General features: G+C 64.4%; 14 protein-coding genes. 9 read left to right on the forward strand and 5 right to left on the reverse strand.

The window, feature by feature from the left end; all coding sequences use genetic code 11:
* The first annotated feature begins 84 nt into the window (after window positions 1-84).
* From ACN0YF_RS02825 to ACN0YF_RS02840, 4 genes are all read left to right on the forward strand, one after another.
* Window positions 85-486, forward strand: coding sequence for a hypothetical protein (locus tag ACN0YF_RS02825; protein ID WP_417493270.1), 402 nt, complete (start codon window positions 85-87; stop codon window positions 484-486).
* 67 nt (window positions 487-553) lie between these two features.
* A complete protein-coding gene (locus ACN0YF_RS02830; RefSeq protein ID WP_417493271.1) occupies window positions 554-1,903 on the forward strand; it encodes a carbohydrate porin in 1,350 nt (449 codons plus the stop codon).
* 17 nt (window positions 1,904-1,920) lie between these two features.
* Complete coding sequence (locus ACN0YF_RS02835; RefSeq protein WP_417493272.1) at window positions 1,921-2,838, forward strand: metal ABC transporter substrate-binding protein; 918 nt, start codon at window positions 1,921-1,923, stop codon at window positions 2,836-2,838.
* Between the two features lie 5 nt (window positions 2,839-2,843).
* Window positions 2,844-3,611: a metal ABC transporter permease gene (locus tag ACN0YF_RS02840; RefSeq protein WP_417482444.1), complete on the forward strand. Its 768-nt coding sequence runs from the start codon at window positions 2,844-2,846 to the stop codon at window positions 3,609-3,611.
* A 51-nt stretch (window positions 3,612-3,662) separates the two neighbouring features.
* On the opposite strand, the gene ACN0YF_RS02845 is transcribed toward ACN0YF_RS02840, so the two are convergent.
* From ACN0YF_RS02845 to ACN0YF_RS02860, 4 genes are read right to left on the reverse strand one after another with little or no spacing between them, the layout of a single operon-like run.
* On the reverse strand, window positions 3,663-4,706 hold the full coding sequence (locus ACN0YF_RS02845; RefSeq protein WP_417482445.1) for a succinylglutamate desuccinylase/aspartoacylase family protein: 1,044 nt from the start codon (window positions 4,704-4,706) through the stop codon (window positions 3,663-3,665).
* Window positions 4,706-5,611 carry a 30S ribosomal protein S6--L-glutamate ligase gene (gene rimK / locus ACN0YF_RS02850; protein ID WP_417482446.1) on the reverse strand — a complete coding sequence of 302 codons (906 nt, stop codon included), beginning with the start codon at window positions 5,609-5,611 and terminating at the stop codon, window positions 4,706-4,708. The genes ACN0YF_RS02845 and rimK overlap by 1 nt, the downstream gene beginning before the upstream one ends.
* A gap of 59 nt (window positions 5,612-5,670) precedes the next feature.
* The gene (locus tag ACN0YF_RS02855) at window positions 5,671-6,150 is read right to left on the reverse strand and encodes an ATP-dependent zinc protease (protein ID WP_417493273.1); all 480 of its coding nucleotides are present in this window, start codon (window positions 6,148-6,150) and stop codon (window positions 5,671-5,673) included.
* Window positions 6,147-6,428, reverse strand: a complete 282-nt coding sequence (locus ACN0YF_RS02860; RefSeq protein WP_417482448.1) for a hypothetical protein — start codon at window positions 6,426-6,428, stop codon at window positions 6,147-6,149. The genes ACN0YF_RS02855 and ACN0YF_RS02860 overlap by 4 nt, the downstream gene beginning before the upstream one ends.
* Before the next feature lie 100 nt (window positions 6,429-6,528).
* On the opposite strand from ACN0YF_RS02860, the gene mgtE reads away from it, so the two are divergent.
* On the forward strand, window positions 6,529-7,908 hold the full coding sequence (gene mgtE / locus ACN0YF_RS02865; RefSeq protein WP_417482449.1) for a magnesium transporter: 1,380 nt from the start codon (window positions 6,529-6,531) through the stop codon (window positions 7,906-7,908).
* On the opposite strand, the gene ACN0YF_RS02870 is transcribed toward mgtE, so the two are convergent.
* Entirely contained in the window at window positions 7,905-8,654 is a 750-nt protein-coding gene (locus ACN0YF_RS02870; RefSeq protein ID WP_417493275.1) for a TetR/AcrR family transcriptional regulator, read from the reverse strand. The genes mgtE and ACN0YF_RS02870 overlap by 4 nt on opposite strands.
* Here ACN0YF_RS02870 and ACN0YF_RS02875 point away from each other — a divergent pair.
* The 4 genes from ACN0YF_RS02875 to ACN0YF_RS02890 all read left to right on the forward strand — a co-directional run.
* A complete protein-coding gene (locus tag ACN0YF_RS02875) occupies window positions 8,636-9,823 on the forward strand; it encodes an efflux RND transporter periplasmic adaptor subunit (RefSeq protein ID WP_417482451.1) in 1,188 nt (395 codons plus the stop codon). The genes ACN0YF_RS02870 and ACN0YF_RS02875 overlap by 19 nt on opposite strands.
* A 39-nt stretch (window positions 9,824-9,862) precedes the next feature.
* Window positions 9,863-13,054: an efflux RND transporter permease subunit gene (locus tag ACN0YF_RS02880; protein ID WP_417482452.1), complete on the forward strand. Its 3,192-nt coding sequence runs from the start codon at window positions 9,863-9,865 to the stop codon at window positions 13,052-13,054.
* Between the two features lie 124 nt (window positions 13,055-13,178).
* Window positions 13,179-14,033: an SDR family NAD(P)-dependent oxidoreductase gene (locus ACN0YF_RS02885; protein WP_417493276.1), complete on the forward strand. Its 855-nt coding sequence runs from the start codon at window positions 13,179-13,181 to the stop codon at window positions 14,031-14,033.
* The coding region (locus tag ACN0YF_RS02890) for an alpha/beta fold hydrolase (protein WP_417493277.1) at window positions 14,030-14,869 on the forward strand (840 nt) is incomplete at its 3' end. The genes ACN0YF_RS02885 and ACN0YF_RS02890, both read left to right, overlap by 4 nt.

Raw genomic sequence — 14,869 nt, forward strand, 5'->3', positions numbered from 1 at the left:
CGGCATGCGACATCCTGTCGGTTCTGTAATGTGACGTTATCTTATATCAGTGGCATTCTGTCTCTGAGGGAGTCACAAAAGCTCATGCGCCTGCAGCAGAGTCATCATCGCAATTCGGCAGTCATGCCCGATTGGCGGCGGCTGGGCCTTGGCCTGGTCGTGGTCTTGCTGATGAGTCTGCAGGGCGCGGCGGCCATGGCGCACCGCAACGCGCACTATCAGGAGTTCGAGCAGGATCACGCCAGCCTGATGGCGCAGTCCGGTTTTGATGCGCCCATGCCGGGCAATCCGGCCCCGGCGGCGCAATGCAAGCTCTGTCATGCCTCCATCGGTGCCGTTTCGATCCTGCCGGTGTCACAGGGCATCCTGTCCGCGGCCTTTATGGTTTCCAGGGTGGCACGCCCGGTGCTTCACCAGCCCCCTCCGCTCGCGGTGCCAGACGGCGCCTGGCGGGTGCGCGGCCCACCGATCTCACTCCACACCTGACTGCCGATCTGCCGCATCGTCCGACACGAGCGATGGCGGCCAATCCAGCTTTTGATGGAGACCGTCCATGAGACGTCTAATGAATGCGGCCGCACTTGCCGGCCTGACGAGTATTTGTAGCCCTGCCTTCGCCGACGACGATCTGTCGTCCATCCGCGCCGAAATCGACGCGATGCGGAGCGAATACCAATCCCGGATTTCGGAACTCGAGGCCCGCCTTGCCGAAGCGGAAAGCCGCGCGGCCAATGCCGAGGCGACCGCCAATTCGGCCCAGCGCGCCGTCGCGGCGGCCCCCGCGGTCGTTCCGGCACCCCGCCAGACGGTGGCCGCGTCACGCCCGGCACGCACCGGCGATAATGCCTTCAATCCGGCCATCTCCGTGGTCCTCAACGGCCAGTACACGGCCAGCAGCGAGGACCCCGATGGCGTCGGCATGCCGGGCTTCGCGCTTGACGAAGAGGCCGGCCGTCCCGAGCGCGGCTTCAATCTGGGTGAGTCCGAGGTGGTCCTGACCGCCAATATCGATCCGACCCTGTATGGCAATCTGACCTTCGCCCTGACCCCCGAAGGCGAGGTCGAGGTTGAAGAAGCCTATATCCAGACCACGGCTCTGGGCGGCGGCGTGACCTTGCGTGGCGGGCGCCTCTTCTCCGGTGTCGGCTATCTCAATGAAGTGCACGGCCATAACTGGTCCTTCTCCGACCAGCCGCTGCCCTACCGTGCCTTCCTCGGCGGCCAGTATGGCGATGACGGCGTGCAGATGCGCTGGCTTGCCCCGCTGGACCAGTATGTCGAATTCGGCGCCGAGCTCTACAAGGGCGACAGCTTCCCGGCTGGCGGAGCGGCCAATGGCGGCACCGGCACCCAGGCCGTCTGGGTACGGACCGGCGGTGATATTGGCGACAGCTCGAGCTGGCTCGCCTCGGCCTCCTACATGAATGCCGAAGCCGAGGATCGCGAGATCGATGGCAGCCTGTTCACCGGCAGTGAGACGCTGGGGATTGTGTCCTTCGTCTACAAATGGGCACCGGGCGGCAATCGCCGCGATCGTAACCTCACCCTGTCGGGCGAGTATTTCTTCGACACGATGGACGGTGATTATGACGCGGTAGCGGTCAATCTCGACCGCAGCGGCTGGTATGCCCAGGGGGTGTACCAATTCCGCCGCCGCTGGAGTGCCGGTCTGCGCTATGCCGCGATGAGCCCGGACAATGTGCCGGCGGCGCTGGCCGGTTCGGCGCTGGATGCCGATGGCCTCGATCCCTGGGCTGTGACTGCGCTGCTGGAATTCGACACCAGCGAGTTCGGTCGTCTGCGGGCGCAATTCACGCATGATGAGACCGGCCCCATCGAGAATGATGAGTTCCGGCTGCAATACACCGTCATCTACGGGCCGCACAGCGCCCACCGCTATTGATCGAAGGACCAAGCACCATGCGTAGAACCATCACGGGCGCTGCCTTCGCCGCCGCGCTGAGCCTCGCCGTCTCCGTTCCCGCTTTCGCCGATTTGCGGGTTTTTGCCTGCGAACCGGAATGGGCGGCACTGTCCGAGGAGCTCGGCGGTGATCATGTCAATATCTACACCGCCACGACCGGCGGCCAGGATCCACACCAGATCCAGGCCCGGCCATCCCTGATCGCCCGGGCCCGCCGCGCCGATATCCTGATCTGCACCGGTGCGACACTGGAAATCGGCTGGTTGCCACAGGTCCTGCGCCAGGCGGCCAATCGCGACATCGCCGAAGGCCAGCCGGGGAATTTCGAGGCGACCAGCTTCGTCACCATGCTGGAAGTGCCGACCTCGCTGGATCGTAGCCAGGGGGATGTCCATGCTCCCGGCAATCCGCACATCCAGACCGATCCCAACAATATCGGGCTCGTCGCCCGCGCCCTGGCGCAGCGCTTTGCCGAGCTCGATCCGGACAATGCTGCGGTGTATCAGGCGCGGCTCTCAGACTTTCTGGAACGCTGGGACGCGGCTTTGCTGCGCTGGGAGGCCGCGGCCGAACCCCTGCGGGGACTTCCGGTCGTGACCCAGCATCAGAGCTGGGTCTATCTGGAGGAGTGGCTCGGCCTCGACCGTATTGCCGTGCTGGAATCCCAGCCCGGTGTGCCGCCATCAAGCGGGCATCTCGCCGAAGTGGTCCAGACGCTGCAGACCCAACCGGTGCGCATGGTGATCCGTGCGGCCTATGAAGATGACCGTCCGACCAATTTCATCGCCGAACGCTCGGGCATTCCTGCTGTGGAACTGCCCTTCACCGTTGGTGGAACGGAAGGGGCTGATGACCTGTTCAGCCTCTATGATGAAACCCTGCGCCGGCTGCTCGCCGCCGCCGGGCAGGAGTAGGCGCCATGGGAGCGCTTGAACTCAGTCTGTTGTTTCCCGCCCTGGTGGCGGGACTGCTGGTGATCTCCACCCATGTGCCGATGGGGCGCCAGGTGCTGGCCCGCGGCATCGTCTTCATCGACCTGGCAATAGCCCAGGTCGCCGGTCTCGGTGTCACCGCTGCGGCGGCCTTCGGCTTCGACGCCTCGGGCTGGAAAGTCCAGGTCGCCGCCGTCGGGGCTGCCATGCTGGGAGCCTTGCTGCTGCGCTGGACCGAGAAGCGCTGGCCGTCCGTGCAGGAGGCGCTGATCGGCGTGCTGTTCGTGTTTGCGGCCAGTGTGGAACTTCTGCTGCTGGCCAATAATCCCCATGGCGGTGAGCATCTCAAGGACCTGCTGGTCGGGCAGATCCTCTGGGTTTCGCTCGACAGCCTCTGGCCTGTCGCACTGATGTATCTCGTGGTGCTGGCGGTCTGGTTCCTGGCGCGTGACCGCATTGGCCGGATCGGTTTCTACGGCCTGTTCGCGCTTGTGGTGACGCAATCGGTGCAGCTGGTCGGGATCTATCTCGTCTTCGCGACCCTGATTGCACCGGCACTGGCGGCCCGCTTCTGGCCGGAACGCTTCGGTCTGGCCATCGCCTATGGTGTGGCCCTGGCCGGCTATGTCATCGGACTGCTTGCCTCGGCCGCGTTCGACCTGCCGACCGGTGCCGTCATTGTCGTGGCAATCGTCGTGCTGATGGCGGGATCGATCCTGATCCGTGGCCGCGAAGTCAGTCCGGCGGAACACTAGAGCTGACACCGTATCCGCCGGGGCCCGGGCCCTGGCGGATACGGTGACTGGCTAGATGATCTCGTCTTCGTCGAAGATCGGTTCGGCATCGAGCTCCGACGCCATGTCCTCAAGGGTCGTTTCCGCATCGGCCTTGCCGCTCAGCTTGGCGATGTGGAACAGGCCGTCGCCTTCATTGACCACGGGAAGATTGGTGCGGCCGATGATCAGCCCGCCCTGTTCGGCAATCAGCTCGATCTCGATCTCGCCGAAGGGGTCGGAAATCACGCCCAGCACGTCATCGGGCGAGACCTGGTCACCAATCGTCTTGTAGCTGCGCATCAGACCGCCGGCCGGTGCCCGCATCCAGAAACTCGAGCGCGATTTCATCGGCGCCGTGCGGGTCGGCTGCACGGTCTTGGTGCTGATCATTTCCAGCTGACGCATCACCCGCAATATGCCGGAGACCCCGGCCCGGATGGCGAATTCATCGAAGCGCAGGCCTTCACCGGCTTCGTAGAGCAGGACATCAACCCCGGCCTCCTGCGCCGTGTGGCGCAGCGAGCCCTCCCGGGTCTTCGAGGTCAGGATCAGCGGTGCGCCAAAGGCTTCAGCCAGCTCCATGGTGCGCGGATGGGCGGGTGAAATCCGGATCTGCGGCAGATTGGTGCGATTGATCGCGGCCGAGTGGAGATCAATGCCGACATCCGACCGCTTGACGATCTCTGTCATGAAGATGTGCGCCAGCCGTGCTGCGAGCGAACCCTGCGTGCTGCCGGGAAAGCAGCGATTGAGATCGCGGCGGTCGGGCAGATAGCGCGAGTGCGACATGAAGCCGTAGGTATTGACGATCGGCACGGTGAGCAGTGTTCCGCGCAGCCGGGCGAGGGCAGGGCTGCGCAGCAGGCGGCGCACGATTTCGACGCCGATGATCTCGTCGCCATGGATCGCCGCACTGACGAACAGGGTCGGGCCGGGCCGCTTGCCGTGAACAACATGCGCCGACATTGTCACCGGCGTGTGGTCCGACAGGACGCTGACCGGCAGATCGACCGTGGCGCGTGTGCCGGCGGCGATCTCGTGATTGCCGATCCGGAAACCCGGGCGCGAGGGCATCAGCCGGCACCCTTGGTCTTGGTCTTGCCGGGCACTGTGGTCTTTTCCAGCAGCTCGATGATCTTGCCGGCGACATCAATGCCGGTCGCCTTTTCGACGCCTTCAAGACCGGGCGAGGAGTTGACCTCCATCACGACGGGACCGTGATTGGAGCGCAGCATGTCGACGCCGCAGACATTGAGCCCCATGCTCTTGGCGGCCCGCACGGCGGTGGAGCGCTCTTCCGGGGAGATTTTAACGGGCGCGGCGGTGCCACCCTGGTGCAGATTGGACCGGAATTCGCCCTTGGCACCGGTGCGCTGCATCGCGGCGACAACCTTGCCGCCGACCACCAGGGCGCGGATATCGGTGCCGCCGGCTTCCTTGATGAATTCCTGGACCAGGATATTCACGCCGGCGCCGCGGAAGGCCTCAATCACGGATTTGGCGGAACGGTCGGAATCGACCAGCACGACGCCGATACCCTGGGTGCCCTCGAGCAACTTTATGACCAGCGGTGAGCCGCCGGTTACGGCCAGGACTTCGGTGGTCTGTTTCGGGTCGTGGGCAAAGGTGGTGACCGGAAGGCCAATCCCGTCGCGCGCCAGCAGCTGCAGCGAGCGCAACTTGTCGCGCGAACGGCCGATGGCGACCGATTCATTGAGCGGATAGACACCCATCATCTCGAACTGGCGCAGCACGGCGAGGCCGTAGAAGGTCACCGAGGCGCCGATACGCGGAATGACGGCGTCGTATTTGGGCAGTTTCTCGCCATTGTAATAGATCGCCGGATTGCGCGAGGCGATATTCATGTAGCAGCGCAGGGTATCGATGATGTCCAGCTCATGGCCGCGGGCTTCGGCCGCCTCCTTCAGGCGCTTGTGCGAGTAGAGATTGGCATTGCGGGCCAGCATGGCGATTTTCATGGCGGACGTCCTTTCGGAAAATGGCGGGCGGCCAGCCGGCTGGCTGGTGCTTGGTGTGTTCAGGCGGAGCGGATGATGTCCGGCGTGGGGTGTACGGGCAGTCCGCTGAGGAAGGACCGGCCGGGATCGACGCAGATGCGCCGGTTTCTCAGGGCGGTCCGGCCCAGTATCAGGTCGAATTTCATCGGTTCCCGGTCGGCGAGGGAGAGTTCGATCTGCCACCGGCGGGAGCCCAGGGTCAGGCTTGTTTCTATCACATAGCGCAGTTGGGGGATGCCGCTTGTGTTCCTGATTTCGCGGCGGTCGGCGACCGGGGCCGAACAGCGCTGGACATGACGGTCCTCTGTAAAGGTCACGTCGAACTCGACCCATTTGGTGCCGTCGCGCTCAAACTCGCGGATGATGACCGCATTGAGGGCCGAGGTGCGCGCGCCCGTGTCGATCTTGGCGTGAAGCGAGGGGATGTCGAGACCGGGCAGGCCGACTATTTCGCGCCATCCGATCCGGGTCGGCTGCCGGGCGGTTCGCGCTGCCGTCATCGAAGGCACTCCTCATTGGCACGGCGGTAGTTCACGAATGAGTTCGCGCTGAGAACGACGAAGAAACTGTCCATGTCGACCAGCACATAGCCACGCTCCAGCAGGGCGCGGGTCAGCTGGCGGATGTCGTCTTCATAGAGGCGCCGACGTCCCAGGATCTGGCGCACAAGCTTGTTCGATATCCGGAAACGGCCCTTCGGTTTGCCACCGAATGGCGCGTCGAACAGCGTCACGAGCTTGTCGGCAGCCCGGGCCAGGGAAGGGGTTTCAGCATCCATACGGATTTATCGCAGGGTAAAAAATAATTGTCTAGGGAAAGTTTTTTCTGTCATACGAGATATCGTTTCAAATAACAGTCGCCGAAATGGAGGGCTTGCCTTGTCCGTTGCCAATCCAGAGCCCGAGCTTGAAGAGCCTGTCGATATCCACGCGCGGATCCGCGATGCGATCGAGACTGATGATGTCGATGGCCTTGAAGCCCTGCTGGCGACGCTGACGCTCAGCGATGCCCTGCGCGAAATCCTGCAATTCCCGCCGAAGGAGCGCGACCGCGTCTTCGGCATGCTGCACGCTGACCGCGCTGCCGAACTGATCAATGAAGCGCCGAACGAGATTGCGGTCGAACTGGTCGAGCGTCTCGAGGCCGGTACGGCCGTCCATATTATCGACGAGCTGGATTCGGACGTGCAGGCCGATGTGATAGGCGAGCTCAGCGATGAGGATGCCGAGGCGATCCTGGCCGAGATGGACGAGCAGGACGCGGCCGATGTCCGCCGCCTGGTCTCCTATGATGACGGGACTGCGGGTGGCCTGATGATCGCCGAGGCCTTCACCTTCCATGAGGGCGATACGGTGGGCCAGGTCCTGCGCCGGCTGGCGTCGGATGATGAGGATTTCGAACGCTATCGCGGCCAGCACCCTTATATCCTCGATGCCGGGGAACGCCCCGTCGGTGTGGTGTCCCTGCGCGGTCTTCTGACCTCCAAGCGCAGCGCGCCCCTGTCCGGCATCATGACGCCACCGATCACGGTCTCGACCGGGGCCTCGCTGGACGAGTTGCGGGATGTCTTCGACAGGCACGCCTTTCTCGGCATCCCGGTGGTGGAGGCCGATGGCCGGCTGGCCGGCGTCGTCTCGCGGTCTGCGATGGACGAGGCGGTGCTGGAAAAGGCCGAGTCGGACGGGCTCAAGCGTCAGGGTGTGGTCGGCGATGAGCTGCGCTCCATGCCGACCCTGCTGCGGGCGCGCCGGCGTCTGGCCTGGCTGTCGACCAATATCGTCCTCAACATTATCGCTGCCTGTGTGATCTCCGCCTATGAGGAGACGCTGACGGCGATTATCGCCATCGCCGTCTTCCTGCCGATGGTCTCCGACATGAGCGGTTGCTCGGGCAACCAGGCCGTCGCCGTCACCATGCGTGAATTATCGCTCGGCCTGGTCAAGCCGATCGACGCCTTCCGGGTCTGGGCGAAGGAGGCCTCGGTCGGTGTGCTCAACGGCGTCGTGCTGGGGATATTGATCGGGCTGGTGGCCTGGGTGTGGAAAGGCAATGCCGTTCTCGGAGCCGTGATCGGCTTCGCTTTGGCGCTCAATACCATTCTCGCCGTCTCCATCGGCGGCGTGGTGCCCCTCCTGCTCAAGCGCTTCGGTCAGGACCCTGCGGCCGCGAGTGGTCCGCTACTGACCACCATCACCGACATGGCCGGCTTCTTCCTCGTGCTCAGCCTCGCCTCGGCCTTCATGCCCTGGATGGTCTAGCCGGCGTCCGCTGCCTCGCCGCCGGGTTGAAATTCCTTGATGCTCAAGCGGACCAGATCCTGGATCCGCTGCAGGAAGTCGTCCGGCACCGGTCCATTGCCGTCCCAGGGGCCCCGGATGATTTCGCTGACGATCAGCCCGATGATAACGCTGCCCATCAGGCGCGCGCGCAGTGCCGGGTATTCCCCTTCCAGCAGCCGCGCGATTGGTTCGTCAAAGCGCTTCACCATAGTGTCTCGCACCAGGCTGGCGGCCGTCTTCGACGAGGCGGAGCGCAACATGATCAGCAGATCCTCAATCGCCTCCGGGTCGCCCGACTTGCTCGCGACCATTTCCGATACGCGGGCGCTCAGGCCTTCACGTCCCTGTTCGATGATTTCCAGCGGCTTGTCGGGGCGCGCCAGCAGAAGTTTGAACAGATCCTCCTTGGACCCGAAATAGCGGCAGATCAGCGCCGCATCGACTCCCGCCTTCTGGGCGATGTCGCGGATCCCGACCTGGTCGTAGCTTTCATGCGAAAAGCAGTCGCGTGCCGCGGTGAGAATCGCAGCGCGTGTGGCTTCGGCATTACGTGGTCGGGCAGGTCTGGCCATTGAATTTGGGTCTTTCATGAGCGAGTTTGTCATCAGCTGTTGACATACCATAGCCAATCCGACATTGAATGTCACCGGGTGATGACTTGTGGCCTCGGCCGCAGGCATACCGACCGGCTTTCCAAGGATCAGACATGACTCGCCTCGCTTCATTCGTCGCTATTCTCTGCCTTTCGCTTGCGCTGACAGCCTGCGGTGCCGGTGGCGGTTCCCAACAAGCGCCGGGTGCGCCGCCCGTTGAGGTCGCGACTCCGCTCGCCGAGCGCGTGGCCGACTGGGATGCGTTTACGGGCCGGTTTGATTCTCCTGAACATGTCGATGTGCGCAGCCGCGTCAGTGGCTACATCGATGCGGTGCATTTCGAGGATGGCGCCATCGTCGAGGCCGGCCAGCTCCTCTTCACGCTCGACCCGCGTCCCTTCGAGGCCGTGCTCGCTGCCGCCAACGGCCAGCTCGCCCAGGCCCGTGCGCAACTGGTCCAGGCCCGCGCGGACCTTGACCGGGCCGAGCGCCTGGTGAGCTCGCGTGCCATATCCGAAGAAACGCTCGAACAGCGCCGGACAGCCGTGCGCACCGCAGAGGCCGGCGTGGCCTCGGCCAGCGCCAACGCCGATGCGGCAGCACTCAATCTCGAATTCACCCAGGTCACGGCTCCGACGGCCGGGCGCACATCCTCGCGCATGGTCGATCCGGGCAACCTCGTTTCCGGCGGCAGTTCTTCCGGCGATGTCCTGACGACGATTGTCGGTTCCGATCCGCTCTATTTCGAGTTCGACGCGTCCGAGGCCGTCTATTTGCGCTATCAGCGCCGTGAACGTACGGATATCGCCTCGCGTGTCGAAATCCGGCTGCAGGACGAGACCGACTATCTGCATGTCGGTGAAATCGTGTTTGCCGACAACCGTATCAATCCGGCTTCCGGCACGATCCGGGTGCGGGCGCGCGTCGCCAATCCTGATGGCCTGATCCGGCCGGGCATGCTGGGTGCGGCCCGTGTGGGTGGCAGTGCCTTCTACGAAGCCCTGCTGATCCCGCAGACAGCGATCCTGTCCGATGGGCCGCGGCGGATCGTCTACGTCGTCAATGCCGAGAATGTTGTCGAGCTGCGCGTTGTTGTGCCGGGACCGCCGAGCGGCAATCTGCAGGTTATCTCGGCCGGGCTCGAGCCGACGGACCGGGTGATTGTCAACGGTCTCATGCGGGCACGTCCGGGCGCGCCGGTCACGCCTCAGCCGGTTGAGATCGTCCGGCTGGACACGACCGCGCCCACTGCGCTGACCCAGTCCCAGCCGGCATCGGCAGCCTACCCGGCCGAGCAGTAATCATTTCGCGCCGTCCCCCGCGACCAGGAACTCAACATCATGCGCCTCTCCCACTTCTTTATCGACCGGCCGATCTTCGCGATGGTGCTGGCGGCGTTCACGATCCTGATGGGTGTCTTCGCCTATCCGCAATTGCCGCTGGCGCAATATCCCGAGATCGCGCCGCCGACGATCCAGGTCAGCGCGAGCTATCCCGGTGCGACCGCGGAAGATGTGGCGGCACAGGTCGCCGCGCCGCTGGAGCAGGAGATCAACGGTGTCGAGGGCATGCTCTACATGGCGTCGTCCTCGACGGCCGACGGCCAGGCCTCGATCACGGTCACCTTCCAGCCCGGCACGGATATCGATACCGCCCAGGTCCTCGTCCAGAACCGCGTCAACCGGGCCGAGACCCGGCTTCCCGATACCGTGCGCCAGACCGGTGTCTCGGTGCAGGCGCAGGCGAGCGGCTTCCTGCTGCTCATCGCCCTGCGTTCGGTCGATGGTGAGCTCGATGCCGACTATCTCGGCAATTACGCGACCTCCGACCTGCGTGACCGCATGCTGCGCTTGGACGGGGTTGGCGATGTCCGCATCTTCGGCGCCGGAAGCTATTCCATGCGCGTCTGGATCGACCCGGACCGGGCTGCCGCGCGCGGCCTGACCGCGGCCGATATCGTAGGCGCCCTGCGGGCCCAGAACATCCAGGCTGCCGGCGGCAATCTCGGCCAGCCCCCCTTCGCCCAGGATCAGCCAGCCGCCTTCCAGTTGCCGGTCCAGGTCCGTGGACGCCTGATCGGAACCGACGAGTTCGCCGATGTGGTCGTGCACCGTGATGCCGACGGTGCGGTCACCCGGCTCAGCGATGTTGCCCGGATCGAGCTCGGCTCGGAATCCTATCTCGTGCGCGGTTATTTCGGTGGCGTTCCCGGCGTCGGTATCGCGATCGTGCAGCAGCCCGGCGCCAACGCGCTGGCTACGGCGGAGCGCGTGATCGACACGATCGAGGATGCTGCGCTCTCCTTCCCCGAGGGCATGGACTATATCATTCCCTACAACCCGACCGAATTCGTCGAGGCCTCGGTGGAGGCCGTGCAGAGCACGCTGATCGAAGCGGTTTTTCTCGTCGTCCTGGTGGTGGTCATCTTCCTCCAGAGCTGGCGCGCGGCGCTCGTTCCGATTGCCGCCATTCCGATCTCGATCATCGGCATTTTCGCCGTCCAGCTGGCGCTCGGCTATTCCATCAATTCGCTCTCGCTGTTCGCAATGGTGCTGGCGGTCGGCATTGTCGTCGATGACGCCATCGTTGTGGTCGAGAATGTGGAACGCCTGATGCGGCAGGGCATGTCGGCCCGCGATGCCTCGCGCAAATCCATGGATGAGGTCAGCGGCGCCCTGGTCGCCATGACACTGGTTCTGGTGTCGGTTTTTGTCCCGACGGCCTTCCTGAGCGGGATTCCCGGAATCTTCTATCGCCAGTTCGCCGTCGCCATCGCGTCGGCGGCCGTGATTTCACTTTTCGTTTCCCTGACGCTGACGCCGGCGATGTGTGCGCTGCTGCTCAAACCCCATAGCGATGGCGAGACTCCGGGCCGTCTCGGCTTCATGGCGCCGCTGCGTTATGCGGGACGCCAGTTCAATGCCGGTTTTGACAAGCTCGCGAATTTCTACGGCCAGTCGGTGGCGCGCCTGGTGCGCACGCTCGCAATCGTGCTGATCGCCTATGGCGCCCTGCTCGGCCTGACAGCCTGGCGTCTCATGGACACTCCAACCGGCTTCATCCCGGAACAGGATCAGGGCTCGTTGATTGGCGTCATCCAGCTGCCGCCGGGCGCGTCTCTGGCGCGGACCGATGAAGTCGTCCAGCGTGCGCAGCAAGTGCTGCTCAACACCGAGGGTGTCGATACGCTGGCGGCGCTGGTCGGGCTGGATGGTTCCAGCTTCACCATGGGCTCGAATGCCGCGACGATGTTTATCCGGCTGGATCCGTATGAGGAACGGCTGGGCCGCCCGGGCATGTCGGCGGTGGAGCTGTCACAGCGTCTGACCGGCGTTCTCGGCCAGGCCATTCCGGAGGGGTTTGCCTTCATCATCGCACCGCCCGCCGTCCGTGGCCTGGGCAATGGCGGTGGTTTCAAGCTGATGATCCAGGATCGCTCGGGCCAGGGCATGGAAGCGCTGCAACAGGCCGCCAATGCTGTCATCGGGGCTGCCAACCAGGACCCGCGCGTGCAGCGTGTCTATACGACATTCAGCACCAGCTCGCCGCGTATCCGCGTTGATGTCGATCGCGACCGCGCCCAGCGCATCGGGGTCGATCCGGAGGATGTCTACACGACGCTCGGCATCTATCTGGGCAGTAGCTATGTCAATGATTTCAATTTCCTGGGTCGGACGTTCCGCGTCATGGCCCAGGCCGATGCACCCTTCCGCGACGATGTCGCCGATATCGGACGCTTGCGGGTGCGGTCGCTGACCGGTGAGATGGTGCCGATTTCCGCGATCGCGACGGTGAGCCCCGATTCCGGCCCGACCCGCGTCGTCCGCCACAACATCTTTTCGGCGGTCGAGGTACAGGGCAGCACGCCGCCGGGCTATTCGAGCAGTGACTCGCTGACGGCGATGGAAGAGATCGCCGATGCCAACTTGCCGCCGGGCTTCGGCTATGAATGGACCGAGCTGGCGTACCAGGAAAAGGCCGCCGGCGATTCCGGCCTGTTCGTCTTCGCCATGGCGGTGGTCTTCGTCTTCCTGGTGCTGGCGGCACAATACGAGGCCTTCACCCTGCCATGGGCGGTGATCTTCATCGTGCCGATGTGCGTGCTTGCCGCGATGATCGGGGTCAATCTGGCCGGAATGGACAATAATATCCTGACCCAGGTCGGATTGATCGTGCTGATCGCCCTTGCGGCCAAGAACGCGATCCTGCTGGTCGAATTCGCCAAACAGTCCGAGGAGCGTGAACACGTTTCGGCCGGTGAGGCGGCGGTGATCTCGGCGCGGCTGCGCCTGCGTCCGATTCTGATGACGGCCCTGGCCTTCATCCTCGGCGTCACGCCGCTGGCCTTTGCCCACGGAGCCGGTGCGGAAATGCGCCAGGCGCTGGGTGTGGCGGTGTTCTCCGGCATGATCGGCGTGACGATTTTCGGCCTGATCTTCACGCCGGCCTTCTATGTCGTTGGACGCTGGATCTCTGCGCGCCTGCCCAAGCCGGACACCGGCCAGGGCAATGAGGATGACAGCACGGCCTGATTACGGGCCATACCGGGTTCGGGAAAGGCGGGGCTTTCCGCTTTTGTGGCTTGGCGTGACGGCATACTTGGGCAAGTATTCGCGTGATCCGTGTATTCGGCGCGGAATATGTCCAGGAGTGCCCATGCCAGCCCAGTTCGAATTCGCCGGCCGCAACGCGGTTGTCACGGGAGCGGCGAGCGGAATTGGCGCCGCCCTGGCGCAGGGTCTCGCAGCGCGGGGCTGCCGTCTGGCGCTGGCGGACAAGGACCAGGACGGGCTCGAGCGGGTCGCGGCTGCCCTCGATATCGCGCCGGACCGGGTCAGCCTGCATCATCTCGATGTCTCTGACCGGGAGGCGATCATCGCGTTTCCTGAAGCCGTGCGCGCGGCGCATGGCGGTGCGGCCCTGTTGTTCAACAATGCCGGCGTCGCTGTCGGGGGCCGGTTCGAGGATGTCTCCGAAGCCGATTTCGACTGGCTGATGTCGATCAATTTCTGGGGCGTCGTGCGCATGACGCGGGCTTTACTACCCCTGCTCCAGGAAGCCGACCAGGCACATATCACGAATATTTCCAGCCTGTTCGGGCTCGTCGCCCCTGCCGGTCAGACGGCCTATAGCGCCAGCAAGTTTGCCGTGCGCGGCTTCTCCGACTCCCTGCGCCATGAGCTGGCGGGCACATCGGTTGGCGTCACGACTGTCCACCCGGGCGGCATCAAGACCTCCATCGCCAAAAATGCCCGCCATGCGGCCGGCGCGTCGAAGGCCGAGCTTGAAGCAGGCCTTGAACGCTTCGAGAAGCTTCTCGTCATGCCGCCCGAGCAGGCGGCCGAGATCATTCTTCGCGGCGTCGCCCGCCGCCGTCCGCGCGTGCTGGTCGGGCGCGATGCGCATTTCATGGCGTTCTTCGAACGTCTGTTCCCGGCCCATTACTGGAGCCTGATCGGTCCCAAGGCGATGCAGGCGGACGCGGATTCAACAACAGGGGCAGAGTCATGATTTCTACCATCGCGATCGTCGCGGGGGCGTTGCTCCTGCTTGGCCTGGCGGTTCTGGCCGGCTTGTGGGTCTGGTCCCGCATGGTGGCCGGCAAGGTCGAGACGGCGCTGCCGCCGGCGGGCGAGATCGCCGATGTTGCCGGCGGCAAGATCCATTTCACCGACCAGGGCGAGGGTCGGCCGATCGTGATGATTCACGGGCTGGCCGGGCATTTGCAGAATTTCACCTATGCCACGACCGGCGCCCTGGCCGGCGAGTACCGCGTGATCGCGCTGGACCGTCCCGGCAGCGGCTATTCCGAGCGCGACAGTGATGAACAGGCGCGCATCCCGGAACAGGCGCGGATGATCGCCGAATTTCTGGCGGCGAAAGGTATCGAGAAACCCTTGATCGTCGGTCATTCGCTGGGTGGTGCGGTGGCGCTGGCCCTGGGCCTGCTCTACCCGGAATCCGTGTCCGGTCTCGCCCTGATTGCCCCTCTGACCACGCTTCCTGACGAGGGCGCGAAAGTCTTTGACGCGCTGAAGATCGCCAATCCGGGCGTGAGGCGGCTGGTGGCCGAAACCCTTGCGGTTCCGATGTCGATCCGCCGGGGCGAGGAGAGCCTGGCCTTTGTTTTCGCACCCAATCCGCCGCCGTCCGATTTCAGCATGCGCGGCGGTGGCCTGCTCGGCTTGCGCCCGCGTGCCTTCATGGCGGCCTCGACCGACTATCAGGCCGTCGCGCTGGACCTGCCGGACCTGACCGCCCGTTTCAGCGAGCTGAAAATGCCGGTCGGTGTGCTGTATGGCGACCGCGATCGCGTCCTCGATCACCGGCTGCATCTCGATGCCCTC

The organism is Maricaulis sp. (assembly GCF_048270265.1).
Taxonomy (GTDB): Bacteria; Pseudomonadota; Alphaproteobacteria; order Caulobacterales; family Maricaulaceae; genus Maricaulis.